The sequence below is a fragment of the Alteromonas sp. Mac1 genome (assembly GCF_001562125.1).
GTDB lineage: Bacteria > Pseudomonadota > Gammaproteobacteria > Enterobacterales > Alteromonadaceae > Alteromonas > Alteromonas stellipolaris.
Map to the genome: position 1 here is coordinate 3,077,203 of NZ_CP013932.1, position 26,278 is coordinate 3,103,480.

General features: G+C 44.5%; 28 protein-coding genes. 9 read left to right on the forward strand and 19 right to left on the reverse strand.

The genetic code is table 11. The annotated features are described in order from the left end of the window. Window positions 1–57: 57 nt before the first annotated feature. Window positions 58–1,068 carry a phosphoserine phosphatase SerB gene (serB, locus tag AV939_RS13135; RefSeq protein ID WP_417878609.1) on the reverse strand — a complete coding sequence of 337 codons (1,011 nt, stop codon included), beginning with the start codon at window positions 1,066–1,068 and terminating at the stop codon, window positions 58–60. A 126-nt stretch (window positions 1,069–1,194) separates the two neighbouring features. Between serB and AV939_RS13140 the strand changes: the two genes are divergently transcribed. Further along, window positions 1,195–1,812: a hypothetical protein gene (locus tag AV939_RS13140; protein ID WP_057790695.1), complete on the forward strand. Its 618-nt coding sequence runs from the start codon at window positions 1,195–1,197 to the stop codon at window positions 1,810–1,812. A 52-nt stretch (window positions 1,813–1,864) separates the two neighbouring features. Here the strand turns inward: AV939_RS13140 and AV939_RS13145 are convergent, their stop codons facing one another. The 10 genes from AV939_RS13145 to rpoE all read right to left on the reverse strand — a co-directional run bounded on the left by AV939_RS13145 (window position 1,865) and on the right by rpoE (window position 10,929). Next, entirely contained in the window at window positions 1,865–2,677 is an 813-nt protein-coding gene (locus AV939_RS13145; RefSeq protein WP_057790692.1) for a TatD family hydrolase, read from the reverse strand. A gap of 25 nt (window positions 2,678–2,702) precedes the next feature. After that, complete coding sequence (gene pdxH, locus AV939_RS13150) at window positions 2,703–3,341, reverse strand: pyridoxamine 5'-phosphate oxidase (RefSeq protein WP_057790690.1); 639 nt, start codon at window positions 3,339–3,341, stop codon at window positions 2,703–2,705. A gap of 150 nt (window positions 3,342–3,491) precedes the next feature. Then, window positions 3,492–4,403, reverse strand: a complete 912-nt coding sequence (era, locus tag AV939_RS13155) for a GTPase Era (protein ID WP_057790688.1) — start codon at window positions 4,401–4,403, stop codon at window positions 3,492–3,494. Then, window positions 4,387–5,076, reverse strand: coding sequence for a ribonuclease III (gene rnc / locus AV939_RS13160; protein WP_057790686.1), 690 nt, complete (start codon window positions 5,074–5,076; stop codon window positions 4,387–4,389). The genes era and rnc overlap by 17 nt, the downstream gene beginning before the upstream one ends. Continuing rightward, window positions 5,076–5,981, reverse strand: a complete 906-nt coding sequence (gene lepB, locus AV939_RS13165) for a signal peptidase I (protein WP_057790684.1) — start codon at window positions 5,979–5,981, stop codon at window positions 5,076–5,078. The genes rnc and lepB overlap by 1 nt, the downstream gene beginning before the upstream one ends. Beyond that, window positions 5,981–7,777 carry a translation elongation factor 4 gene (gene lepA, locus AV939_RS13170; RefSeq protein ID WP_013783347.1) on the reverse strand — a complete coding sequence of 599 codons (1,797 nt, stop codon included), beginning with the start codon at window positions 7,775–7,777 and terminating at the stop codon, window positions 5,981–5,983. Before lepA ends, lepB begins: the two co-directional genes overlap by 1 nt. Window positions 7,778–7,983: 206 nt before the next feature. After that, window positions 7,984–8,424, reverse strand: coding sequence for a SoxR reducing system RseC family protein (locus AV939_RS13175; protein ID WP_057790682.1), 441 nt, complete (start codon window positions 8,422–8,424; stop codon window positions 7,984–7,986). Continuing rightward, window positions 8,424–9,626: a MucB/RseB C-terminal domain-containing protein gene (locus AV939_RS13180; RefSeq protein WP_082604877.1), complete on the reverse strand. Its 1,203-nt coding sequence runs from the start codon at window positions 9,624–9,626 to the stop codon at window positions 8,424–8,426. The genes AV939_RS13175 and AV939_RS13180 overlap by 1 nt, the downstream gene beginning before the upstream one ends. Before the next feature lie 35 nt (window positions 9,627–9,661). Then, window positions 9,662–10,261: a sigma-E factor negative regulatory protein gene (locus AV939_RS13185; protein ID WP_013783343.1), complete on the reverse strand. Its 600-nt coding sequence runs from the start codon at window positions 10,259–10,261 to the stop codon at window positions 9,662–9,664. 89 nt (window positions 10,262–10,350) lie between these two features. Further along, window positions 10,351–10,929 carry an RNA polymerase sigma factor RpoE gene (gene rpoE / locus AV939_RS13190; RefSeq protein ID WP_013783342.1) on the reverse strand — a complete coding sequence of 193 codons (579 nt, stop codon included), beginning with the start codon at window positions 10,927–10,929 and terminating at the stop codon, window positions 10,351–10,353. Window positions 10,930–11,124: 195 nt separating this feature from the next. On the opposite strand from rpoE, the gene nadB reads away from it, so the two are divergent. Next, window positions 11,125–12,786, forward strand: coding sequence for an L-aspartate oxidase (gene nadB / locus AV939_RS13195; RefSeq protein ID WP_057790680.1), 1,662 nt, complete (start codon window positions 11,125–11,127; stop codon window positions 12,784–12,786). A gap of 246 nt (window positions 12,787–13,032) precedes the next feature. Here the strand turns inward: nadB and AV939_RS13200 are convergent, their stop codons facing one another. Genes AV939_RS13200 through AV939_RS13210 form a run of 3 tightly spaced genes read right to left on the reverse strand, consistent with a single transcriptional unit; the run spans window position 13,033 to window position 14,642 of the window. Beyond that, window positions 13,033–13,887, reverse strand: coding sequence for a MaoC family dehydratase (locus tag AV939_RS13200; protein ID WP_057790678.1), 855 nt, complete (start codon window positions 13,885–13,887; stop codon window positions 13,033–13,035). Further along, window positions 13,877–14,350 carry a hypothetical protein gene (locus AV939_RS13205; protein WP_057790676.1) on the reverse strand — a complete coding sequence of 158 codons (474 nt, stop codon included), beginning with the start codon at window positions 14,348–14,350 and terminating at the stop codon, window positions 13,877–13,879. Before AV939_RS13205 ends, AV939_RS13200 begins: the two co-directional genes overlap by 11 nt. A gap of 34 nt (window positions 14,351–14,384) precedes the next feature. Beyond that, window positions 14,385–14,642 (reverse strand): FAD assembly factor SdhE, encoded by a 258-nt coding sequence (locus tag AV939_RS13210; protein ID WP_013783338.1) that lies wholly within the window; start codon window positions 14,640–14,642, stop codon window positions 14,385–14,387. Between the two features lie 212 nt (window positions 14,643–14,854). On the opposite strand from AV939_RS13210, the gene ygfZ reads away from it, so the two are divergent. Further along, window positions 14,855–15,853, forward strand: coding sequence for a CAF17-like 4Fe-4S cluster assembly/insertion protein YgfZ (gene ygfZ, locus AV939_RS13215; RefSeq protein WP_061997803.1), 999 nt, complete (start codon window positions 14,855–14,857; stop codon window positions 15,851–15,853). Window positions 15,854–15,907: 54 nt separating this feature from the next. Continuing rightward, window positions 15,908–16,393: an FKBP-type peptidyl-prolyl cis-trans isomerase gene (locus tag AV939_RS13220; RefSeq protein ID WP_057790672.1), complete on the forward strand. Its 486-nt coding sequence runs from the start codon at window positions 15,908–15,910 to the stop codon at window positions 16,391–16,393. Between the two features lie 139 nt (window positions 16,394–16,532). On the opposite strand, the gene AV939_RS13225 is transcribed toward AV939_RS13220, so the two are convergent. After that, window positions 16,533–16,871 carry a P-II family nitrogen regulator gene (locus tag AV939_RS13225; RefSeq protein ID WP_013783335.1) on the reverse strand — a complete coding sequence of 113 codons (339 nt, stop codon included), beginning with the start codon at window positions 16,869–16,871 and terminating at the stop codon, window positions 16,533–16,535. A gap of 5 nt (window positions 16,872–16,876) precedes the next feature. Beyond that, window positions 16,877–17,710 (reverse strand): ammonia-dependent NAD(+) synthetase, encoded by an 834-nt coding sequence (gene nadE, locus AV939_RS13230; protein WP_057790670.1) that lies wholly within the window; start codon window positions 17,708–17,710, stop codon window positions 16,877–16,879. A gap of 266 nt (window positions 17,711–17,976) precedes the next feature. Here nadE and AV939_RS13235 point away from each other — a divergent pair, with 266 nt between their 5' ends. Next, window positions 17,977–18,546: a GspH/FimT family pseudopilin gene (locus AV939_RS13235; protein WP_197427679.1), complete on the forward strand. Its 570-nt coding sequence runs from the start codon at window positions 17,977–17,979 to the stop codon at window positions 18,544–18,546. 57 nt (window positions 18,547–18,603) lie between these two features. Here the strand turns inward: AV939_RS13235 and AV939_RS13240 are convergent, their stop codons facing one another. Then, the gene (locus tag AV939_RS13240) at window positions 18,604–18,969 is read right to left on the reverse strand and encodes a type IV pilin protein (protein WP_057790668.1); all 366 of its coding nucleotides are present in this window, start codon (window positions 18,967–18,969) and stop codon (window positions 18,604–18,606) included. Between the two features lie 100 nt (window positions 18,970–19,069). Here AV939_RS13240 and AV939_RS13245 point away from each other — a divergent pair, with 100 nt between their 5' ends. The 4 genes from AV939_RS13245 to AV939_RS13260 are packed head-to-tail and all read left to right on the forward strand — an operon-like array spanning window position 19,070 to window position 21,719. Next, on the forward strand, window positions 19,070–19,585 hold the full coding sequence (locus AV939_RS13245; RefSeq protein WP_057790666.1) for a prepilin-type N-terminal cleavage/methylation domain-containing protein: 516 nt from the start codon (window positions 19,070–19,072) through the stop codon (window positions 19,583–19,585). Beyond that, window positions 19,579–20,178, forward strand: a complete 600-nt coding sequence (locus AV939_RS13250) for a hypothetical protein (RefSeq protein ID WP_057790664.1) — start codon at window positions 19,579–19,581, stop codon at window positions 20,176–20,178. Before AV939_RS13245 ends, AV939_RS13250 begins: the two co-directional genes overlap by 7 nt. Beyond that, window positions 20,168–21,172 carry a hypothetical protein gene (locus AV939_RS13255; protein ID WP_138118211.1) on the forward strand — a complete coding sequence of 335 codons (1,005 nt, stop codon included), beginning with the start codon at window positions 20,168–20,170 and terminating at the stop codon, window positions 21,170–21,172. Before AV939_RS13250 ends, AV939_RS13255 begins: the two co-directional genes overlap by 11 nt. Then, on the forward strand, window positions 21,159–21,719 hold the full coding sequence (locus AV939_RS13260) for a PulJ/GspJ family protein (protein WP_057790661.1): 561 nt from the start codon (window positions 21,159–21,161) through the stop codon (window positions 21,717–21,719). The genes AV939_RS13255 and AV939_RS13260 overlap by 14 nt, the downstream gene beginning before the upstream one ends. A gap of 4 nt (window positions 21,720–21,723) precedes the next feature. On the opposite strand, the gene AV939_RS13265 is transcribed toward AV939_RS13260, so the two are convergent. Next, window positions 21,724–22,191 (reverse strand): type IV pilin protein, encoded by a 468-nt coding sequence (locus AV939_RS13265; protein ID WP_082604875.1) that lies wholly within the window; start codon window positions 22,189–22,191, stop codon window positions 21,724–21,726. Then, the gene (locus AV939_RS13270; RefSeq protein WP_057790659.1) at window positions 22,188–26,270 is read right to left on the reverse strand and encodes a PilC/PilY family type IV pilus protein; all 4,083 of its coding nucleotides are present in this window, start codon (window positions 26,268–26,270) and stop codon (window positions 22,188–22,190) included. Before AV939_RS13270 ends, AV939_RS13265 begins: the two co-directional genes overlap by 4 nt. Between the last annotated feature and the right edge of the window lie 8 nt (window positions 26,271–26,278).

Below are 26,278 nucleotides of genomic sequence, written 5' to 3' on the forward strand. Positions count from 1 at the left end.
TTTTAGTTAACGCTCAGCTACGCCTTCGTCAACTGCGCCCTAATCAACACTAATCTACTAGGATAAAAAGTACAGTAGGCAATGTAAGCTGCCCAACCGAATAGCAACGTCTGCTTTTTCATTTACAACAGGCTTACCATGGCACGCCACTCCTAACGCCGATTCGGCCATCATGACTAAGTCGTTCGCACCGTCGCCCATCGCAACGGTTTGAGAGCTTGGAACTCCCCAACGTTCAGCCAACGCTTTCACGGTTCGCGCTTTTACCTCAGCATTAACAATTTCGCCAGACACTTCGCCGGTCAATATGCCTTGCTCTATCACCAACGTATTTGAAACCGCTTCATCAATATTTAAGCGGGCTTTTAGATGATTCGCAAAATAAGTAAAACCACCTGAAGCGATAGCTAGCTTCCAGTTATGTTGTTTTAAAATGGCAATCAGCAGTTGTACGCCTGGCATTATAGGCAAGCTATCACGTATTTGTTGAAGCTGGTGCTCTGGCACACCATCTAGGCAAGCCACTCGATGGTTTAAGCTGTCATTAAATGCTATTTCGCCCCGCATAGCCTGTTCGGTTACAGCAGCCACTTGCTCACCAACACCTGCCAGTTTGGCAATTTCATCGATGCACTCAATATCTATTAACGTACTGTCCATATCCATCACAAGAAGACCTGGCTCGTTAAGCGATGGCTGAGTGTCTTGAATGCCTAAATCCACATGATAACGGGCCGATAACGTAGTTATTAGCGACGGCAGCAGTGCTGGCACTGAAGCAGCATCTTGAGCGCCGGCGTTTTCACTTAAGCGCCCTTTCACAACCACCACGCCATCACCCAGTTTGTTGTGTAACGGATGTAAGTGAATCGATGTTGCCTCGAATACTTCGCCCAAACCTTCTACAACCTGACTAACAATATATGGGGTTAATGCTTGACCGATAACGGTTAAAATTGAAAGTCCAGCATCATCTTCATTTGAAGACTTTGTGGTAAGCTGCGTAGATAAGAAAGAGGTATCATGCATTGCATGAGGCGGTATTTCATTTAAAAACGTGATCACTATTAATTTAAACCTTTGTTAGTCTTGCCCATATGCTACCCAAACATTGCACATGTGGAAATACACACTTTCAAATTAGTCAAAATTACCCTACTGTTAGCGCATAAAGATAAAGGAAATTAAGGCGAAATGCTGAACCACTTAGAAAGCGAACGCATGGCTCACAAACACAGCGTTTCACACTCTGCTTACACAGCCTTTAAGCGGCTGATGCATACTATTATTATGGCTACCGCTGTGGCATTAGCTGTGGGTCTGTTTCTAATGTATCAACAGTACCAAACCCATTGGGTTGACGTACAAACGGCGCAACCTGGTACCAGCATAAGCAGTCAATATTCAAAAATCTTACAGCCTGCCTTAATGGCACAAGACACAGTTCGACTAGAGCGTTTAATTACCATTGCGTTAGAAGAGCCTGCCGTTATCTCTTTAAGCGTATTTAATGCCCAAGGCATTTATATAGCGCCTTTACCAAAAGTTGACAGTGTAGTCGCACTGGCCCGAGAACGTGAAGTTGCTCCCAATACTCATGTTGAAAAAATTCTCGATGACGATGGCAAAGTAATTGGTTATTTGAACGTTAACATCGATACTGAAGTGGTGCTTTCTAGTCCGCTAACGCTTCGCCAGCAACTATGGCTTATTATAAGCGCTGTTATTGTATTAGCGCTGATAGTGGGTGTTTATTTAACGCGAGGGTTTTATAAGTTCCGCCCGTGGATAATTCGAGTTTTTCAATCTTGAGTGAAATTTTCACAAATATTAAATAACCCAATTCAGCAAGCCGCACCTATTTTTAATTATTCTTCACCCTGTTACGAAAAAGCGTGAAATAATTTTGGGTGGTAAGTGCGTCTAAAGCTTGTTCATTATACTCCCCAAGTTTATCCAGCGCTGTTAACACATCGCCAAGGTATTCAGGGCTGTTTCGAGCCCCTTGTCGGCCCTGCATTGGCATATCAGGCGAATCAGTTTCTAGTAGCAATCGGTCTGCGTGGTGCTGAAGCAAGTAAGCAATGGTTTCTTTCGTTTTCTTCGCTCTGTCATAGGTAATAGTCCCCCCCACGCCAATATAAAAACCTTTATCGATATACGCTTGAGCCACCTCTACACTGCCAGAAAATGCATGAATAACACCGCCCTCTGTAAATCCTGTTTTTTTAAGACTTTCAAAAATAAGATGATGGCTTTTTCGATGATGCAAAATAACAGGAAGCGCATATTCACTCGCTAATCGCAACTGTGCTTCAAATACCTCTTGTTGAAGCTGCATAGGTATCGATATATGGCCATCTAAGCCGATTTCACCTAATGCTATCATGTGAACGCTAGATTGAGATAAAAGTCGCTGCAGGGCGGTTAAGGCAGTGGCATTATCAGTTTCGTTGGTAGATAAGAAGTAAGGATGCAGACCAAACGCGACATCTACTGAGATGGCGTGCGTACTTTGGTTTGAATAGGATTGTATCGCTTGTTGAGTAGACCACTGCGACACTTGCGTGCCAGGAATAAGAATACGTGTTACGCCAGCACTGATCGCGCGGTTTACCACTACCTGCCAGTCATCTTGAAATGCTGGCAAATCTAAATGGCAGTGGCTATCAATCATTAAAGAATGCCCGGATTAATCCCCCTTAAGGCATTAAACGCTGAGTATTCCAGTTGCCACTTTCATCACGGTTGTATTCAAACCGGTCATGTAACCTGTCTTCGCCGCCTTGCCAGAATTCAATTTGGTGAGGAACAATACGAAAGCCCCCCCAGAAGTCTGGTGCCGGCAGCGTTTTATTCGCAAACTTTTGTTTCATTTGCGCAAACTGAGTATGCAAAAGCTCGCGGCTGCTAATAGGTTTACTTTGCTCAGAAGCATAAGCCGCTAACTGGCTATCTTTGGGGCGAGAAAGGAAATAGGTCGCGTTTTCCTTAAAGGAAAGCTTTTCTACTACACCACACACTCTCACTTGTCGTTCCATGAAAAACCAAGGGAAATGACATGAAACCTTAGGGTTTTGACTAAGCTCTTGTGCTTTGCGGCTGCCTAAATTAGTAAAAAAGACAAACCCAGCTTCACTTACATCTTTTAAAAGCACAATACGCTGTGAAGGCTGACCTGCAGCATCAACGGTCGCCACAGTCATGGCAGTAGGATCGGGAATTTCAGCGCTGATGGCATCTTTTAGCCAACGGTCAAATAATGAAAAAGGATTAGCCGTTAAGTCTTTATCTTGCAGACTCCCTTTTGCATACTGTCTGCGCATATCAGAAATTGCCATACCTACCCCTTTTTATTGCTTTATAACTAATGGATACTAGCTGATTTTTTAGCTGATACGTTTGGGCTTTTGATTTGGGCTACACGTTCTTACATTATATTTTGGGCTAACGACTATTGCGTTAAGCCCAAAACAGATAATTGCTGAGTGCTAACTATCGTCTGAATAACCTAACGAACGTAGAGCACGTTCATCGTCAGCCCAACCTTGTTTCACTTTAACCCACATTTCTAAGAAAACTTTGTTATCAAACAAGTTTTCCATATCTTTACGGGCATGTTCACCAATGGTTTTAAGGTGCTTTCCACCCTTGCCAATAATCATACGCTTTTGCGTTTCACGCTCTACAAGGATAAGACCACTGATACGATAAACACCATTTTCAGCTAGCTTAAACTGTTCGATTTCTACCGTCGTGGCGTAAGGAAGTTCGTCCCCCGTGAAGCGCATTAGCTTTTCGCGAATGATTTCAGCGGCCATAAAGCGACTTGAGCGATCGGTAATGTAATCTTCTGGAAAGAAAAACTCGCTTTCAGGCAAACTCTTCGCCACAAGCTCTCGGATGTCATCCACCATTTTGCCCTGTTTAGCACTAATGGGGATTATATGCTCGAACTTATATTTTTCTGATAGACCTTGAAGGTGAACCATAAAGGCTTCTTTGTCTTCTACTTTATCCATTTTATTGACGATAAGGTAGCAAGGTAGGCCTGAGGCTTTCACTTTAGACAAGACCATTTCATCGTCGTCGTTCCAGCGTGTCCCTTCTATCACAAACAACACCAAACCCACTTCTGCAAGAGAACTTGAAGCAGCCCGGTTCATGTACCGATTCATGGCGCTTTTTTCTTCGCTATGAAGACCTGGGGTATCAACGTAGATGGCTTGATAATCGCCTTCAGTGTCGATACCTAAAATGCGGTGACGGGTCGTTTGTGGTTTACGCGACGTGATACTTACTTTTTGCCCGAGCAATCTATTAAGTAGTGTTGATTTACCTACGTTGGGGCGCCCTACAATAGCGACTAAGCCACATCGGGTTATATCATTTGGCTGTGTCATCGAGTGTCTCCAAGGTAAGTCTTGCTGCTTCCTGCTCGGCTTTTCTTCGGCTATTTCCAGAAGCCGAAACGGGCTTATCTAACGTTGTCACTGTGCAGCTCACTTCAAAAATTTGAGCGTGATCTTTCCCTGAGATAGAGATAACTTCATAAGACGGTAATGGTAGCTTACGACCTTGCAGGTACTCTTGAAGACGGGTTTTACTGTCTTTAGGGTGCGCGTTAGGATTTAACGCTTCAATACGGCTTTCCCATAAATGGTATATAACATTACAGACCTCATCCATCCCTGAGTCCAAGTAGATTGCGCCTAACACAGCTTCTACTGCGTCTGCCAATATTGAACTGCGACGATGACCGCCACTTTTAAGTTCACCAGGACCAAGGTGAAGTAGTTCACCCATGCTCGCTTCACGGGCCAATTCGGCCAACGTATCGCCTTTTACTAAGGTTGACCGCATACGGGTAAGCTTACCTTCAGGCACATCGGGGAAACGCTTAAACAAGGTTTCACCTATGACCATACCTAAAATAGCATCACCTAAAAACTCTAATCTTTCATTGTGCTGCTTTGCTGCACTTCTGTGGGTCAGCGCTTGCTCTAGCAAGGCTTCATTATTAAATGTGTACCCTAACGCTTTACTCAAGCGAATATATTTATCAATACCCTGCATTAATTAATGCCACCTACGCGTTCAAATCTAACGCCCGTTGGGATCCATGTTGGTAAAACACTGTCGCGGCTGCGTTCGAATTCAAATGAAATCCAAATGGCAACGGCTTTACCTACTAAGTTTTCGTCTGGTACAAAGCCCCAAAAACGGCTGTCTCGGCTGTTGTCACGATTATCGCCTAAAACGAAATAATGACCATCAGGTACAATCCATTCATTGCTGCGTGTACCTGGCTGAGTATAGAAGTTACTTGAAGAAATTTCTCTGACTGGGTGGCGTAATATGTCGTGCTCATTATCACCTAGCGTTTCTGTGTAACGCATAAGCTTAGCCATATCCTGCACAAATTCGTCACGGCCGACAAAATCTAGCGGCATAGCCGTAAGCTTACCGCAGTTTTTCGCAGCACCTTCGCACTTAGACTTGATATAAACTTGTTTATCTTGATAAACCACGGTGTCGCCAGGTAACCCGATAACACGTTTGATGTAATCTACCGATGTGTCTTCAGGATATTTAAATACCACCACATCGCCACGCTCTGGTACGCCGGTTTCAACCAGTTTACTGCGAAATACAGGGTCTTTTATTCCATAAGAAAACTTCTCAACCAGAATAAAATCGCCCACCAACAAGGTTGGCATCATCGAGCCTGATGGAATTTGAAATGGTTCGTAAATAAACGAACGCAATACCAACACAAAAGCGATAACCGGGAATATTTGCTGCGAAGTATCAACCAAGTAAGGAAGCTGTGGCTCACCTGCAAAGTTAACCCCTTCCGCTTTTGCCGATTCCTGTAACCGCGCCTTTCGCTTTGGCGCAAACACCATGCTATCCACCAGCCAAACTAGCCCGGTGGTTAGCGTTAGAAGTACTAAAATAAGCGAAAAGTAATTGGCCATTACTTACCTACCTTCAAAATTGCCAGGAATGCATCCTGCGGTAATTCAACATTACCTACCTGTTTCATTCTTTTCTTTCCATCTTTTTGCTTTTGAAGCAGCTTTTTCTTACGACTTACGTCACCACCGTAACACTTGGCGATAACGTTTTTACGTAATTGTTTCACCGTACTACGCGCAATAATGTGATTGCCAATAGCAGCTTGAATAGCGATATCAAACATCTGGCGAGGAATAAGCTCACGGAGTTTCTCAACCAATTCACGCCCACGGCCTTGAGAATTATCACGGTGAGTGATCATGGCTAGCGCATCTACGCGCTCGCCATTAATCATAATATCTACACGTACCATGTCAGAGACTTGGAAACGCTTGAAGTTATAATCAAGAGAAGCAAACCCACGGCTTGTTGATTTCAAACGGTCGAAGAAATCCAGAACCACTTCAGCCATAGGCAGCTCATAGGTTACTGCCACTTGCTTACCGTGATACGTCATTGCGGTTTGCATTCCACGTTTTTCAACACACAAGGTAATGACGTTACCTAAGTATTCCTGCGGCACAAGAATATTCGCTTCCACCAATGGTTCGCGAATTTCGGCAATGTCGTTAACTGCGGGTAGCTTAGACGGGTTATCACAGCTTAAAATTTCGCCTTTGGTGGTTTCTACTTCGTAGATTACCGTGGGTGCCGTCGTAATAAGACCTAAATCGTATTCGCGCTCTAAACGCTCTTGAATGATTTCCATATGAAGCATACCAAGGAAGCCAATACGGAATCCAAAGCCTAGCGCTTGCGAACTTTCTGGCTCATAAAACAATGAAGCATCATTCAAGCTTAGTTTAGCTAACGCATCACGAAAATCTTCGTAATCGTCAGAACTAATTGGGAAAATACCTGCGTAAACCTGCGGCTTAACTTTCTTAAAGCCAGGCAAAGCGCCTACCGCTGGTTGTCTCGCTAAGGTAATAGTATCGCCAACCGGTGCGCCTTGAATGTCTTTAATACCCGCAATAATAAAGCCTACTTCACCGGCGCGAAGCACGCCTGTATCTAGGGCTTTGGGGGTAAACACACCAATTTTATCAACTTGGTGTGTTTGGCCATTCGACATGATTTGAATTTTATCTTTCTTAGTAAGCTCGCCTTCTACGATACGAACTAATGACACTACCCCTTGGTAGTTGTCGAACCATGAATCAATGATAAGCGCTTTTAGCGGCTCTTCACGGTTCCCGCCCGGAGGGGGAATTTTATTTACAATAACTTCTAGTACATCTTCAATACCAATACCTGTTTTTGCCGAGCAGCGAACGGCGTCAATGGCATCTATACCAACAATGTCTTCAATTTCTTCGGCTACGCGCTCTGGTTCGGCCTGTGGCAAATCTATCTTATTTAAAATAGGTACCACTTCCATGTCCATGTCCATAGCGGTATAGCAGTTAGCTAGGGTTTGCGCTTCCACGCCCTGCCCTGCATCAACCACTAACAATGCACCTTCACATGCAGCAAGTGAGCGAGACACTTCGTAAGTAAAATCTACGTGTCCAGGCGTATCGATGAAATTCAGCTGGTAGACTTCACCATCTTTAGCAGTGTAATTAAGCGTTACGCTTTGTGCTTTAATAGTAATTCCACGCTCCCGCTCCAAGTCCATTGAATCAAGAACCTGTTCGGCCATTTCACGATCGGCTAGCCCGCCACAATGTTGAATGAGACGGTCAGACAGAGTCGATTTACCGTGATCGATGTGAGCAATAATACTGAAGTTACGAATGTGCGATTGTTGCATAATGCTGGAAATTACCTGCAGAAAAATTCATTAATATAAAAAAGAATGGTAGCTATTGTTTGTGTTGTAGCTAGCGCGTGCGGATTTTACCCATTTCTTTACACAAAAGCGAATAAGCTTGTGGGTTATATTGCCAAAGATTGGAATAGTGTAAGCCAAAGTAGCCATTTTGGTAATAATATTGCCGAATTCGCGCAAGTATTACGCTAAATAGTATTCAATAGTACGGGTTGAAACTTACCTTTATCAAGCCGTTTAAGCTTAAATGCGATGGCTTTATAAGTTACAAAGGTAAATGCGACGGCGGGTAGCAACCCCCACAATTCATGGCTAAGCCCAATGGAAGATAGCGTGGCATTCCCAAAGGCAAAAACCGCGATAAAAACCGTTAGGGGTAGCAAATACAGCCACGCGGAGGCACTTAACACCCCTTCTTCAGGTACACCCACCGTTACGTCTTGCCCTATCGTTACCGGCATAGGTGAACGCAATGTTAGCTGCTGAGTTTTAGGCGCTAATGCTCTGGATATAGCCCCCGTGCCACAGTCACTTTGGGCTTGGCAACTGCTACAAGTCGATTTAATGGCGGCCTCGACGGTAATAAGATCACCCTCTACAGCAACCACGCGTGCGGTTTCAGTGATCATTATTTATCTGCCATAGGAGAAAGCGAGGTAGCAATAGCATTTGCTGTTTGCAGTGGTATTTCACCCACCACGGTCACTTGCGTGTTTCCATCGGTAAGGGTTAAAAAAGTACTCAAATCATTTCTAAGCACTAAATCACCACCAAGGGCATCTTTTGCTGGTTGTACATAAACAGACACATCGACCAATCCATCACTGTACATCTTGTATTCTACCACTTGCCCCGTTAAGGCAAGACGACGAGTATCACCACGCACTTCTTCCATACCATTAGGCAAGTACTTAACTTCCCAATTAGGTTGGCGCGATTGCTTTTGCGTTAATGCCATAGGCTTAGGTAAAGACTCCTGATTAATTCGTGCGAAATAGTCATCAGGGGCGTCGGTTATTTTAAGTGAAGTTACTTGAATCTGCTCTAACAATCCGCCCTGCAAATCAAGCATGTTAAGTTTCAGTACCATGCCTGAATCTTCATCTAACCATAGCTGGTAGCTGAAGCGACTATTGTCGCGGCTAACGATACGGATTTGTTGAGCAGGTCTACCTGCAACGCGTGCTCTGCCCACAGAGACAAATTCATAACCGCTTTTCAATCTATCAGGATGATGAAGCAGTTCACTGGGGATAGGCCCATTGATAAACTCAGAACGAAGACTATACGGCGATACATCAGGTTCAAACACACTCACAATACCATTAACACGAATTTGCTCGCGGCCTGGCCCATTTTGTAAATTGAGTTGCTCCATACTGGTGCCATCCTCTAGCACTCCATGACGCCATAAAAAGGGAATGGTTTCGCGGCCCGCTCGACTTTGAACAAAAGCAACTTCAAAGTTTTGGGTTTTCACCACTTCACTTAGTTGCATAAGCCAATCTGACGTTGTTTGAGGATGGGGATTCACTACAACTACATCAGTAGCTTGAGGTACTAATTGAGGTACTGTCTGGGGCGAAGTCTGTGAAGCATCTGCGCTTGAGGGCAAAGTTGAAGGCAACGTATCAGCGCGCTCTGAAGATGTATTTTGCGCAGATACATTTTCTTGCGCTACGACGCTAAACGATAAACCCAAAGACGCTACGACGGCATAGAGCATGGCTTTAATGAAGGCCCGAATGCGAATACTTACTTTTACGTTGGCTAAAAACACGCGTACCAGCACTAAAAGCGCTGGTACGTTATTACGATAATCTATTTTCATTAAACGATATTCTTATTAAGCGTCGTATGAACTGCTTACGGGCGGTTATCTGCACTCGCCTCGGCATCGTCAGTTTCAGATTCTTGCGCTTGTTTCAATTTTACCTGCTGCTCGTGATCAGCAATAAGTGCATTGATTTTACGCTTTTTCTCTAATACTTCGTTCATGTCATTGCGAGGCAATGCGCGGGTTTGCTCTAAGCTAACTGGCGCTAAACCACCCTGCGGCCCTGCCGTAGGTGCTGTCATGAAAGGCTCAGTAGGCGCAGGTTGATTGAAGTGCTGAACACCTAAAATCACTGCTACCGCAACGGATGCAGCAACGGCAAACTGACCTGACTGTTTTGCAAAAGGCACTACACCGCCAGAAACTACGCTGCCGAGTACTGGAATTGAACGCCAACGTGAAGCTTTTGGCGCGACAATAGCAGGCTCATTTTCAAGCGCGGCGGCAACACTGGCAGTAATATCTAACTGCGGTGCGACACTGGCCTCTTTGCGCATTGCGCCCCTAATTACATGGTAGCGTTGCCATTTGGCCTGCAATTCTTCATCTTGCTTAATTGCATCAATGATTGCATCGCCATCTATTTCGCCATCCATGAAAGCGGACAAATTTTCTTGCTGTTGCGTCATAAATTCATTTCCTGATCAACTGTGATCAATTAATACCCTAACACAGCTGTTAGTCTGCTCAATATAATGAAAGTTCATTTTCATTATATTTAATTTTCTAACAATGGCTGAATCACTTTATCGATAGCCTCTCGCGCTCGGAAAATTCGTGAACGAACTGTACCCACTGGGCACGCCATCACATTTGCAATTTCCTCATAACTTAGCCCTTCTATTTCACGAAGGGTTATAGCCATGCGAAGGTCATCAGGTAACTTTTCCACCACTTTAAATAAGGTTTCTTCAATTTCATCCGTTAACAAACTGCGTTCTGGCGTGGATTGCTCTTTAAGCGCATCACTGCCTTCGTAAAAGTCTGCTTCGTCTGCGTCGACATCACTAGCGGGTGGCTTCCTTCCTTGCGCAACAAGATAGTTTTTAGCACTGTTTACCGCGATACGGTACAACCAAGTGTAAAACGCACTGTCGCCACGAAAGTTTGGTAATGCCCGATAAGCTTTAATAAACGCTTCTTGGGTAACATCAGCCACATCACCGCTGTTTTTTACATAGCGCGATACCAAATGCATAACTTTGTGCTGATAGCGAGTTACCAGTAAGTTAAATGCATTTTTATCGCCACGCTGTACTTTTTCGACCAATTGTTGGTCGGTTATCTGCTCGCTCATTCGAGCCATTACTCCTACTTCAACTACCCAATAGCTCTAACAAGCATTGATATAGACGCGTACTGTTACAAAAAGTTCTGTATTAGCATTAAAAATATTTAAAAATGCTGAGGGAAAGCCATCTGGATCATTGTGTTTTGCTACTCATCCTTTAGACTTGCCGAACCTTTGCTCGTTTAATATATACAAAAATACATGAAATCAGTGTCATCTTCACTAACTTCCACATCAAATTCTATTGAACATCGATGTGATGTACTGATTATAGGTAGCGGCGCAGCCGGGCTTAGCCTTGCACTTAGGCTTGCCGACCACTGTCAGGTTATTGTGCTCAGTAAGAGCGATCGTAATGAAGGGTCTACCCGCTATGCCCAAGGTGGCATTGCTGCGGTGTTCGATGAGCAAGATTCTATCGATGCTCATGTGCAAGATACGTTAAAAGCGGGCGGCGACCTATGCGATGAACCTGCCGTACGCTTTACTACCGAACGAGCAAAAGAAGCGCTAAGCTGGCTTATTGGTTACGGTGTGCCCTTTGATACCGAGACAACGGAGTCTGGTGAAGAACGTTTCCACCTTACCCGTGAAGGTGGGCATAGTCACAGACGCATTCTTCACGCCGCCGATGCCACCGGTGAAGCGCTGCAAATAACATTAAACGATGCAGTCTCTGCTCACCCTAACATTCACGTTTTTGAACGTTACAACGCTATCGACCTTATTCCTTCGAAGGATGATAAAAAGCGGGTTATCGGTGCGTATGTATGGAACCGCCAACAAGAGCATGTAGAAGTTATTCGCGCGCCTTTTATCTCATTAGCGACGGGCGGTGGAAGCAAGGTATACCAATATACTTCTAACCCTGATGTATCAAGCGGTGATGGTATTGCTATGGCCTGGCGAGCGGGTTGTCGAGTTGCCAATATGGAATTTAATCAATTCCACCCCACGTGTTTATTCCACCCGCAAGCCCGAAATTTTCTGATTACAGAAGCCCTTCGAGGCGAAGGCGCGAATTTATGTCACGCCGATGGCACCCGATTTATGCACAAGTTTGACGAACGAGGTGATTTAGCACCTAGGGATGTTGTGGCCCGGGCCATCGATTATGAAATGAAGCGCCTCGGTGCTGACTGTATGTATTTAGATATCAGTCATAAGCCTGCTGACTTTATTGTTAAACACTTTCCAAATATCTATCGTAAATGCCGCTCATTAGGCATAGATATTACTCGCGAGCCTATCCCTGTGGTGCCTGCAGCCCATTATAGCTGCGGAGGTGTAGTAACTGACTTTAATGGAAAAACAGATTTAGCCAATGTGTACGCGATAGGAGAAGTCGCCTATACCGGCTTGCACGGTGCAAACCGCATGGCATCTAACTCGCTGTTAGAATGCGTTGTGTTTGCCAGTGCTGCCGCCGAGCATATTATCTCTACGTTACCTTCAGCATCCTGTGAAGAAACCATTTTGCCTTGGGATGAAAGTCAGGTATCAGACTCTGATGAAGAAGTTATTATTCAGCATAACTGGCATGAACTACGCCTATTTATGTGGGATTACGTAGGCATTGTTCGCACCGACAAACGGTTAGAGCGCGCCATGCGCCGAATAAACTTACTAGAACAAGAAATTGCGGAATACTACGCGCATTTCAGAGTTAGCAATAACCTACTCGAGTTGAGAAACTTAGTTACTGTGGCTGAATTGATCGTGCGCTGCGCTATGCAACGAAAAGAAAGTCGAGGTCTACACTTCAATCTAGACCACCCTGGGCAACTTGAAAACCCTCAACCCACCTTTTTGTGCCCCGAAAAAGATGCTTTGCCGTCGGTACCGGGAACACTTATTTCTTAACTTTTTGGGGTGAGTTAACACCGTCCCTTAAAGCGTCAAGGTGACTTGGCGTTACAATAGAAATACAAAAAGCCCACTTCCTAATACAGCATATTCAATTCGCTATATTAGGAAGTGGGCTTTTCTATTTACCTTGCGCTTTACGTTGAGCTCGATTTGTTATTGTCTAAATAAACCAAACTAAACAGGTCGACTTACCCGTTAATGAAAACCACTTTGATATAGTATCGAAATAACAACCTCAACTTAAAGCGTCGATACCTCTGCATCTAAATGTACTTGCTGATCATCACTGCTCGTAATCTCCAAAATGGAGCGGTCTTCATCTCGACACATTTGATAGATATTAATGCTGCAAGGCAGCATTACGGGTCGCCTAAAACGACAAACTACATCTGAAATATGCTGACCTTCCGATACGGGTACAAATGATAACGCGCGGGCAAGTGTCCACATCCCATGGGCAATTGGCCGTTTAAAACCAAATGCTTTGGCACTCAATCCAAATAAATGGATGGGGTTATAGTCGCCAGAAATTTTTGCGTAACGTCGGCCGGTATCCGCCGTAACATCGAACTCTGCAAGCAGGTTTCTAGGGCTTTCTACACAGGTTTCAGTGGTATCTTGCACCGAAGCTCTAGGCGCCACGTGTACCGCTTTTACCTTCACCAAATAGCTACTGATTGCTTTGTAAACACAGCGCCCTTGTTGAAAAGCGTCTAAGGAAACATCAACTTCCCAGCCACGCGAGTGCGGCCTAACATCGCTGAATCGAACTCGGCATTCAAAAGTCTCGCTCAAATCGCATTCTTCTAGTACCTCTACACGATTGGCAGCATGTATCAATCCTAGCAAAGGAAACGGGCTTTTCTTATCAAGCAAACACTGCATTTGAAGGGGCAAAGACAGCATTTGCAGATACAAAGGATGCATGGTTGCTGCATCTGGCCACGCCACTTCTTGACAGAAGGCACCGTAGTGCTTGTTATCAATATTAATCTGCTTAGTGTAAATGCGAGGCGGTAATGTGGGTGGTTTGAATTGCATTAACTGTCGGGTGTCGACACGTTTAAACAAAGCTTTTGCATACTCACGAAACATTAATGTTATTCCTTGTTTGGCCTGCTCCTTGAGCGAAGATTATTGCTCGGCACAGCCGCCTATAATCTGCTTCAGAGCATTCACCTTTTAATACCCAGCGTACATGCTCGTAATACGGCTGGTACCATTTTCGCGCAGTTCGTTCCACGTTTAGGTTTAGACCCCATGGCAACAATAATGACGATTTATGAAGATTCACCGCTGGCGAATAAATCTCTTCACCCGATACCATCAACGCCCTCAATGAACCATCGTCTGTAAGCGTGTAAACATCGTTAGATGGCGCTGTTGTCGGTTTGCTTAATTTACGCCATGCATTTCGGCAAAACGCTATATACATCAGCCCACATATAGGCGTGCAAATCAGCGCGCACAACCAAAGCCAACTTGGACTTATCCAAGTCCATACGGCTTCTGGTAAATTTATAATACTGAAACCTAAAGCTGCAATAAGAATTAGCATTCCTACTACATGTCGCCATGGCGAGTAAGTGAGTTTAACCCTGTACTTTGACACGATTAACGATAGTAGACACCATACCAGCAAGTTCTGGATCTTGACATTGCTGATGGCCCATAAACCATGCAAACAAGTCCGGGTCGTCGCTGGTAAGTAAGCGTTCGAATATTTCTTGTTGTTCGTAATCTAGCGAGTCGAAGGCTTCATCAACAAAAGGCATGAGTAACACATCAAGTTCCAACATCCCTCTACGGCATGCCCACTTTAATCTAGCGCGTCTTTTTGGCTCAAACATATATTCTCATTCTTAATTATCGTTTTAACACTATCATCATATTACCACGGTGATGGGCGAAGGATCACTGCCCTTTTAGACAGAAACCCGTTTCAATAGCGCCTTTGATAGCAAGAATTAGCCACAAAATACGATAATCTCAAGGGTTCCCCTTGATAAAGCGCGCAAACCCCTCACCTACTACATTATAAATTCTTCATTCGGAATCTTTGATGACAGCGTTAACGACTCTTTCTGATTTACCTTCGCACTATGCGATTAAGTTAAATGACAACATGCTGATAAAATTGGAAGGCGAGCAAGCTGACAGCTACCTGCATGGTCAAGTGACAGTCAACATTAACGCCTTGGATGGGAATACGGTGAGGCATTGTGCCCATTGTGACAACAAAGGAAAGACTTGGTCTATTTCGTTTGTGGGTCGCCATGATAATGCTATTTTCATGCTGACTAATAAAGACGCAGGCGCACACTCCCTTGCTCAGTTGAATAAGTATGGTGTGTTTTCAAAGGTAGACATAACCGATGAATCAAATCAGTACACGCAATTCTTCTTAGGTGAAAACCTGGGTAAAATGTTGCTTGCCAGCTATTTTGACACCCTTCCTAGTGAGCCATTAACCAGTGTACATAGTGATGCAGGATGGGTATTTAAAAGTGATACTCAGCGCGCTGGTTATTATGTGGTGCTGGACTCTGGGCAGGTCCCTGAGTTCGAGCAAAAAGTTAAAGATACTAACGGCGCCATTTTTGAACAAAATGTATACGATGCTATTATGATAGAAAGTGCAATACCTTCTATTCAGGAAACTGGCATCAGTGAGTACGTTCCCCAAATGATGAACGTACAGGCACTCAACGGTATCGATTTTGACAAAGGCTGCTATATGGGCCAAGAAGTCGTTGCTCGCACTCGATTTTTAGGTAAGAACAAGCGCGCAGCTTATAGCTTCTCAGTGCCAAAAGCGTTTCACATTAACGCTGGCAATACGGTAGAAAAGCAATCAGGCGAGAACTGGCGTCGCGCAGGCATGGTCATTCGAAAGGCTGAACTTAGCGAAGAAACATGGTTTATGGCCGTGCTTTCAAACGATACCACTGAGCAAGATATTCATCGCCTAGCTGATCAAGTTGAAATTACCTGCTACCCTAGCCCTTTACCGTACAGCATTGAGCAGGCAAAGAGCTCATTGGTGAAAAAACGAAAATAAGCATTAAACAAATTTATAACCATCGCCCAGCAGGGCAAAACTACAGGACAAATTATGACTATAACCTCTGACAGCGTTGTCACCCTTCACTACACCGTTTCAACCGAAGACGGTACCGAGCTTGATTCTTCAGCCGGTAAGGAGCCGCTTGTAGTGCTTCAAGGGCGCCGCTTTCTAATTGAGGGACTAGAAGACGCATTGCTAGGTAAGGAAAAAGGCGAAAAGTTCAACTTGTCTGTTGAGCCAGAGAAAGCCTACGGTGAACGTATTGATGAACTCGTTCAGCGCGTACCTAGTTCAATGTTTGAAGGCATGGACGTTGAAGTTGGCATGTCTTTTCGTGCAACCACACCTGAAGGTGAGCAATCGGTCATTATAATCGAAACATCTGATGATGAAGTGGTGGTAGACGGTAACCACCCACTTGCAGGTATTCCGCTTACGTTCGATGTAGAAGTGGTAGATGTACGCGATGCTACTGCTGAAGAGTTAGAGCACGGCCATGCCCATACGCCAGGCGGCTGTGGACACGACCACTAAGTTGCCTTACTACGGTAAGAGTATTACTAACTAAAAAGGGAGCCTTGGCTCCCTTTTTTGTTCTTAGCGTTAACGCTGTATACACCAGCGTTATACACATATGCAACGTTAGGCTTTCTCTTTAGTCAGAAATGACTATTTATATTGCATCTTCGTTTTGCTCACCAGTACGAATTCGTACTGCTGATTCAACGTTAAATACGAATATTTTGCCGTCACCAATTTTTCCTGTTTTTGCTGAGTTTTCAATAGCTTCAATAGCTTGTTCTACTCGTTCATCATCAAGCACTAGCTCAATCTTAATTTTAGGCAGAAAATCCACTTGATATTCGGCACCGCGATAAAGCTCAGTATGTCCTTTTTGTCGCCCAAAGCCTTTAACTTCAGACACTGTCATTCCAGCAATACCAACTTCTGCTAATGCTTCCCTTACATCGTCCATCTTGAACGGTTTGACTATCGCTTCAATCTTTTTCATGGTAACTACTCATCATAAATGGTTGGAATAGGTACGCGCTTGTGCTGTGTACGCTGATAAATGTACAGCAACTTTTCATCTACCTCGGCAGAAACTGATTTACCTTCTAAGAAGTCATCAATTTGATCGTACGTCATGCCAAGGGCCTGTTCATCAGCTTTTTGCGGCGCGAGTGTTTCGAGATCGGCGGTGGGCGCTTTAGTGATAACGGTTTGGGGTGCACCTAAATGAGAGGCCAGTTGTCGAACTTGGCGTTTACTCAACCCAAACAAAGGCGCTAAATCGCACGCTCCATCGCCATACTTGGTATAAAAACCGGTAATATTTTCAGCTGAATGGTCTGTGCCTAACACGAGTCCATCGACCATTCCGGCAATTTCATACTGAATCACCATACGGGTTCGTGCTTTTACATTACCTTTAACAAAGTCACGCTTTGCTTCACTTTCAGGTAATAAACCAGCGCTTGATAATGATTCAGTGGTAGAAGCATGAATAGCATCTGCCCCGGGCTGCACATTCACCGTTACAGCATGGGAAGGCTCAATAAAGTCTATCGACAATTGAGCATCAGCTTCGTCAGCCTGTGTTTGATAAGGTAAACGGACGGCGACAAACTGAAAATTTTCGTGCTTTTCTTGGTTTAACTCATTTACTGCTAACTGGGCTAATTTGCCCAACGTACAAGAATCGATACCGCCACTAATGCCTAGCACCAGTGAATTTAGACCTGACGTAAGAAGCTGCTTTTTAATGAAAGCCACTCGACGAGTAACTTCAAATGCCACATCAATTTCAGGCAGCACTTTCATTTCTTCAATAACTGCTTGTTTTTGCATTATAATGTCCAATTAGTGAGTGGGCGTCCTGATATCTGAGTTTACGATAAACTCGCCTTAGATGTTAGTGGTAAAAGAATTCAAACTTCATTAATTACTAAAATTCGTTGCTTTTGTATCTTAGGGCATGCCTACACGCCTTTTTTTATACCCATTTCAAGGCAAATTGGTTTACCTTGGATGTTCCCGCGCGTTTGTATCTATTGTTGTAAATTTAGAGGCTAACGTTATTATCAGTATTCAACTAACTTAGTAAATAAATATCAGTGAAAACAAAGTCTTCTAACGCTATGCGTCTTCAGTACGGCCTGACTCTTTTAGAGATGCTAATTACGGTAGCCATTTTGGCAATCTTAGTAGGGGTTGTTGCCCCATCTATTAATAGTATTTTAGTCAAAAATAGAGTAACCGGCGACATCAATACGTTAAGCGCTATTGCACAGCAAGCTAGGTTTAGTGCCGTTAATGAGCAGTTTGACGTGATACTTTGCCCTACTACGAATTACGATACGTGTGTAAGCGATTGGGCGAACGCCAAAATGGCCTTTATTGATGAGAATACAAATGGAAGCAGAGACAGCAGCGAACCCCTTATTGCCAGCAGCGACCCGCTAAATTCAGGTAATACAATCAGCGGCATTTCGGGAACTATTTCTTTTTCTGAACAAGGCAGTATTAGTACCAGTGCAACCATTACCATTTGCCCTAGCAGCAAAGATGCCTCGTATGCCTCTGCCCTCTTATTATCACTATTCGGTAGAATATCTGTTGCCATCGACAGTGACGACGATGGCGTTAATGAAGATTTATCAGGCACTGCCCTTACTTGCCCTTAATGCCTTGCCGCGGTGTTCTTTAGTGGCGAAATAATGATAAGCCATATCAAATACAGGCTACCTTCCCCAACACCCATGAGGTAAATTCTCGTGAGGGGTGATAGTGAGTAATCGACAAGGATTAGATTTGTCCAAAAAGCCTAGAGATGCTGTAATGCTATAATTTCCATCCTTAGATTCGCTGTATGTCAGTGTAACGCCGTCTATATTGGATGCCGGCAACCCACTAAGCCCCGAGTATTTACCTTCACTCAACCAGTACCTTTCTTGCTTTATTTGCAGAGAAAGCAAATAGCTAATGGTTTCATGCTTATTCGCAAGCGCGATAGTTGATGAGTAGCTAGGAATGGCAAACATAGAAACAATACCCACAATCGCAACGGCGATCAAAAGCTCGATTAACGTAATACCCCACATTCTCATTAAATTGATTTTCCCTTCCATGGTACAGCAGCCCTCTATTTGTTGATTCGCTATGCTGTAAACCTAACAGTAAACAAATGACAAATAACCGGACTAAGGCATGGTTTTAAACAAAGCAGATGGATTTTCATTGTTAGAGATACTAGTGGTGCTTTGCATTGTGGTCATTATTAGTGCTTTAGCCGTGCCCTCTTTTGTTGAATGGCGACAAGCGAACGCTATAAAAAGTGCGTTAAAGCATACCGCAGACATCGCAAAGTACGCCCGTACGCTTTCTATCTCTGAGCGAAAGCCAGTTACTTTGGTTATCGACGCTTCAGCGAATCATTGCATCAGTATAACGTCAGCGAGTGACTGCGATTGCAGTGCAGCAAGCAGTTGCCACGCTTTTAGCCAGCAGAAGCGGCTTGTTATGCAAAACTATCATGCCGTCATTGCGAGTCCTGCCAATAAAAAGTCATTACTGACGTTCGATGGAACGCATGGAATGAGCTTCGGCAGCGCAATGACAGTAAGCATAACTAACGCTCGATATACCGGTAAAGTTATCATTAATAATCTTGGCCGGGTACGGTATTGCACTTCCACTGCACTAGAGGGTATTCCTCTATGTTAAGGTTATCTGGCATTAGCCTAGTAGAGCTCACTATAACCATGGCAATTAGCACAACACTGGTGCTTTTTTCTGCCATGGGGGCGGCTACTATTTCAAAAGAACTCGGTTATTTTCAACAACAATTAGTACTGCAAAGTGAGTTACGGCTTATTAGTCACTCGCTTTCTTTACAACTACAGCGGGCAGGATACGTAGCTCGCCCCTTCGAAGAAATTTTTGCCAACAGCGCATTACTACCGCCAGCTATTAACATCAGCCATCATCCGCTAGAGGTTGAAAATTCTTGTGTCTTATTTTCTTATGATAAAAATGCTGATGGCGATATTAGCCACGAAAACCCCGCCGAATTGTTAGGCTTTCGATTACGTGACAAAGCCCTTGAGTACCGTGTCGCCAGTAAAAGTTGCGAGCAAGGTGGATGGCATGATTTAACCGACGCATCAGAATTACACGTCACTCAATTCACTATATCTTTACACGGCGAGGTAAACCATGCCTCTGTTTACAAGGTTAAGCTGGCTGTGCAAAGCAAAGCGTCTGCCCAGCTTACCGCCGAGCAACATCTGCATATACGAGTTGCCAATGCGATATAGCACTGATTGTTATTCATTATGTTCGCCCGCTAGATCCTCACTAGCTCACCCCTCACTCGCTACTATTGGCGGTAAAGGGTCGATACGCATAAAAGGCGCCGTATTGTTAAGCGTGGTGGGTATACTGTTAAGCTTAATAACACTGGTTCTTTGGGCAACCAGTTCACTACTTACAAGCGAGTTTCAAGCCAGTAAGCGCAGCATTGCTTATAACGAAGTGATGAATATATTGCACAACGATGTAACGCAGTTAACCGAGCAGCTGCGTACTAGCGAAGATTGGCAGCAAACCGCTGGTTTATTCAACCGCGCATCTGTGTCAGCAACCCACTATGTAGGAAGGGATTCACAACATTTAACCTTGTTTTCAGTGACCATGACTCATCCTGTAACGTCACTCTTCATTAGGCAAGATTTTTTACGCCACCCCGCAATAGTTCGTATTCCTGCCACCGGCGTAGTAACAGGTGCGACTAATTCTATACTTCCTCATCTGTTTGAACGTCATCAAAGTAATTTTACACCGATGTACTTTCCAGAACCGCACATAACAGATGACTGCGACGAACTTACCCGCCATCTCGTATTTTGGGTGCGTGGTTCTTGTCATATTTCGGGCAGTGAAACCATAGGGTCAGCGAGTCAGCCTGTTTTACTTGTAATAGAAAAGGGAGATTTCACCCTTGATGCCCACGCCCAAATTTACGGGTTAGTGGTGATATTAAGCGAAACCAGCACGCCTACTAGTTCTTCGCACTCTTCGCCGTCTATCACCTCGGCTACCTCTTCAGCCCCCCTTATCACCGCTGTCTCCCCTGTCGCTACTATCGCCTCTTCGGCCAAGCTTGTAGGCGCCATGGTAAGCAATGAGGAAGTCACTAGGGTTTTCCATGGGCACATCGATTTCAATCTAAGCGTATTACGCGCCCTTCAACAATCTAGCGGTTTGCAAAAGATGCAACCTATCCCCGGGAGTTGGCATGACTTCAATTAAAAAGACCCAAGGTTTTTCGCTTATAGAGGTAATGATTGCATCAGGACTCTTTGCACTCACCTTTACCGCAGGCCTTAAGCTTTATCAGCAAATATATGGACAATGGCAGCAACTAAACAAGGTGCAGCAAGCACGGCATCAGCTTGAAACCGACCAAACTGATTTACTAATAAATGTGAATACGAATCAGGATACATATGCCACCATTCCCTCCTCGTCTACCCCGAGCGGGTTAAAAGCCGTGACCTTAGTCAAAGTTGTAGAACCTTTACCCAAATTCAACCATACAGAAGAAGCTGCACACACCGATAAAACACATACCGATAAAACGCTTAATGAAGGGAGTGAAACGACAACTGAAGAAACAAATGCAAAAGAGGCGCTTGGTGACGCGCAAGAACTCATCGAAAAAGTAAAAACCGAAAGCCAAGCTATTAACTTAACATTGACGGTTGTAGTGCCACCGCCGTATCAGTCCCGTTGGCAAGATGTGATGAGCATGGGGCCGCTAGTGCCGTTAATGCCCCTTCCACCCGCAACGCCTTAGCTTGCTAACAAGACCAGCAATACTCGCCCGCCGCCAACGAACCATTATTGTTTACGTCCCAGCCTTTGCGGCCATCACTAAAATAAAACAGCGCGCCATCAGCAGCCTGCGCAGTTCCGCTTACTGGCGTTGCTTTTAGCTGGTAACTGGTTGCATCGGCAGACACTATGGTGAGGTTATAGCGTTTATTCGCCGCCGCTTCGGTCGAGGGAGAGTAAGTAGCAAATATGGTTGGTGCTCCCGTATTTCCGCCACCTGCGCCCGCGCCTTGGTAACTAAAAGAGCCACTATGATGACGTTCCATTGCAGCAGCAAATGCCAGCATGTCTGCTTGCGCCGAGCCTCTATATCCATCCGTCATAAAAGACTGGTATGAAGGGTAAGCAATGCTGGCAAGAATGCCAACAATGGCCACCACTATCATTAATTCAATAAGGGAAAAGCCTTTGTTTTTTTCGTCACTACTAATCACCGAGATGTATCCTCTCGCTCAGTTTCGGAATGCCAACTGCCTCGTTGTATTCGCTCAAACTTGCCATAAATATTTTGCGCTAAGCACTCGAACGCTGAACCGCAAGCCTCTTCATTGCCATCATTGTCGACACTGATAACAGTAGATGCACACTCGGTACCAAGGCACACCACAGGGCTGGTTATATCTTCAATAAGAATTTTAGTCTCTGGCGCAATCCCTGTTTGCTGTAACTCTACTGATCTATCCGAACTATCGAGTTCGCCATTATTATTGAGGTCTGATACGGCATTAGCATTAAATAAATTAACGAGATAAGCGCGGCTATTACCAGATGGCGGCGCACACAAACTGGTGCTACTAACCGCAGGCACATAAGTAGTAAAGAATATTTTGTAATCGATGATTAAGGGTGATGCCAATACTTTCTCGCCATCGGTCGTAAGCTCTATATACCACCCCGCCTTATTAGCAAAGCTTGATGCTGCCACACCTTGCTCGCCTTCATCGCTACTGGTGAGCAAATGTTCGGTAGCATTATATAAATCTGACTCATATACCGTACTCATGAAGGTAAAATGACCACTCGCATCGCGATTAAATACCCCCTCGTCTTTGAGCATATAAAAATTGTCTTCTACTGTGACATCAAGCGGTGATGCTCGCCATCCACTGCCCATTGCCACGGCATAATATAATTCCTCACCCAGCGCGACTTCCGATACATCAGGACCATAGTAAAAACGGCGGTTAGTTTCAGCGGTGTCTCCAGCAAAATCTGCCAACCTAGCCCCTTTTACAAAATTGCTGCCCGACTCGCCATTATAAATGTCCAAACGGAACAGCTGCCCGCCCATGTCACCTACATACATATGGTCAGCGAAGCCATCGTTGTCTCTGTCAATAACAGATATACGACCTGGAATACTGTAGTTCATATCAACTAGATTCAAATCTGCATCAGCATTACTGGCGTGCCAAAGTAAGCTTCCAGTGTCGGCATCGAACATATATACCGCATTTCCAACAGCATCAGCACTTCTTACTGATTTATCATCTTGCGAGTCATCGTAACCGCCGCCGATGATCATGACATTTTTCTCTTGGGTGCCGTAGCGCACTTTTGTGATAGTGGGGCGCGACCATGTTTGGCCTAATTTCTCAAGACCCGTGGAGCCCCCTTCAATCACAAACTTAACGGTTGGCGACGTCTTCTGGGTTACATCAAACACATAATAGTTACGGCCACCTCGGCGCATTCCTAAATACAAATAAGTTGATGTGCCCACTGTGCGTAACACCATCTCGCCGTCTAAGCCATAAACGTGATTAAACGTAGAAATATCTTCATAAAAGTGGTGCAAGTTTGGCAGTAACGCCTTAGGCATAATGCCGAAGTTTTCTTCGCCGGTTTCTGCATCGAACGAATGAAGCATACCTTGGTTTGTAGCAACTAATATGGCTGAATCTGTACTACCGTAATTGACCACTACAGGCTGTGAATGAATGGGGTCGCCCATTTGAAGCCGATAGTCAGTGGTATCACCATCGCCATCATTATCTTTGACATCTAGGCCTCGTGCCCATTTGAGCAGCACTTCGCGAAGCTCTTCTGCATCAAGCTCATCATCCACACCTAATAATGCCGTCGTAATATCACTGTTGTCTTCATGCAATTCATTACTAGATTGGACAATGTTGCCAGCACCATCGAAAACATACAAATTACGGTTAGATGTCATTTTACTCGCGGTACCGCCCTCTCGAACATCACTACCATCAGCAAGGGTCGACCAATAGCTATGGGAGGTATCCTTAAAGAACCCCGTATCACCATCAACAGCAACCAATGAATTTTGATCTAAAATATTCTCACCATCTAATCGGTAACGTTTAAGGTTACCTGGCCAGATAGCACCTTCACTGGGCTTAAACAACGCAAAGTAGAGTTCATCGTTATGGGTCAAGCGATTAAGTTGATTCACCGCTACACCGGGTGATACGAAGGTTGAATTAACATCTTTTACGGAGCGTAGAATAGTGTTGAATGCCTCAAGTAGCTCAGTGCTGTCATCGGCTTGATAGAATCCACCACCACTTTGCACTGCCAGTTGGTTCAAGAAGTTGTTGGCAGTACTATTCGCTGCAAATCCTATTGTATGGGTGATCACGCGACGCCCAATAACCGAAGTATCGGAGTCACTGACATTTTTCACTAGATTTAAACCACACTTTTCGCCGCCACTTCCGGTACAGCTTTCACCTAGTAATGATTCGATAAGGGATACACTGTGGTTATTGTTTGCTTCACCATCTGACAGTAAAACAATATGGTTGTTGGTCTGGCACTGCAGATCGCTAACCGGTGATATATAGGTTGCCCCGCTAGGGATATATTCATTAATACAGTCGCTATCAGATAGGTTGTCATCGGAACACCCATTGGGTTGAACCGCATCTGCGCCCAAATATGCACTTCTGTGACTGACTCGCGTATTCTTCCTCACCGTATTTGAAACATTATAATTACCACGAGTTAGCCCGTAATCAACGTCTCTGCCGCCGTAATAGTTAACAGCTTCGTAAAGGGTATCTACGATGGGCGTATAACCACTGGCAGTAAGCTCATCCACTTTACTAACTAAGTGTTCTCTAACTGTCGATGTCTGCCCAGGCGAAGCTGAACCATTGAACTTAACCACTAGTTTTGCCGCGGAAGACTGGGAACCACTGTAGGTATACGCACCTCGATAACCGGTAAAGTCACTGAACACGAAAGCCATCGCATTACCAGATTGCCAGCCCGATCTATCTACAATCTCTTTAACAACACCTGATATATCCGGTGAAGCGTAATCGTTGCCCGATGAGAACGACCCCATATTCCAGGTTACACCCGACGTTTTTCCAATATTTCTAAGCAAATAACGATTGCCTGAGGAAAAGTCGTCAGCATCATTATCTGCAACACCGCGAATTAACATGCTCGAGTTATTAGTGTTGTAGCTACTATAAGCGGTAAGTTCTATATAAGCTTCCGAAATTTCAGCGCCTTGAGGGATGTTTACATTTTGAAATCGAACACCGATATAACTGTTATAGCTGCTTGAGAAAGTAAGCTCTGAGCCTGTATTCTCATACCCGTTGTTGTTTTCTTCTATGTTGTCGTTAGAACGGCTAACCTGGTAAACACTTTCACCACTGATACAACCTGTAGCGGTTGCATCATCATAAGACACCACCAATTGAGGTGATCCGGTTTGCCCAGCGTCAAATGCCCGGGCTTCACGGCTGCTGGCAGCATCTGAACTTGTGCCTTCTATAAGAATATTGAGGTCGTCCCCCCCACACCACTGTGGCAAATCTACAATTTCTTGAATAACCGATGAGATATCGGGCGTGGCAATGATCTCATCAGCAGATGGAAAGTCATTATTACTTATCCATTCAACTTCTGACGCGGTTTTCGTTCTTGAAGAAAGGTTATTATATGCCGTCGAAAATTCCGTACTAGTGGCTGACGCTTCACCGCTTATGGTGAGTGTGGTGCCTGCTATATTAAATTTTTCTGATGTAAAACGAAGGTGCGCACTCACTATCGTGGCCCCCTGAGGAATATTCATCTCAGTAAAACGCATTCCTGATGTAACTACATTTGTGCCTGAACTCAATACTAGGTCATTAGCCGTAGTATTTACCGTACCATTAATCTCTGATGCATCGTGGCTACTTGCCCCTGTTGAGGTGATGAGTTCCGGTTGAATGGCATCATCAATTCCGCTTACTGGGAAAAGTATAGGGCCACCATAATCTGAGAAGCGCATAAGGCCTGCATCTATATTAGTGGCTGAGGTTAACGCCTCTTTAAGGGCATTTTGTACTCTTAGAATACGGGATTGGCCGGTACCATCTTTGCCCGTCATACTGCCGGAGGTGTCCATGATAAAAAGCACATTTGGATTATAAGTTGCCGACTCTGACGCCGTGCCTAAGTAGATATCCAAATCATCACCGACAGCGGAAAAGCCAATGCAAGAAAACATCACTACCGAGACAAAAAAACTACTTACGCGTTTCATAATTATTA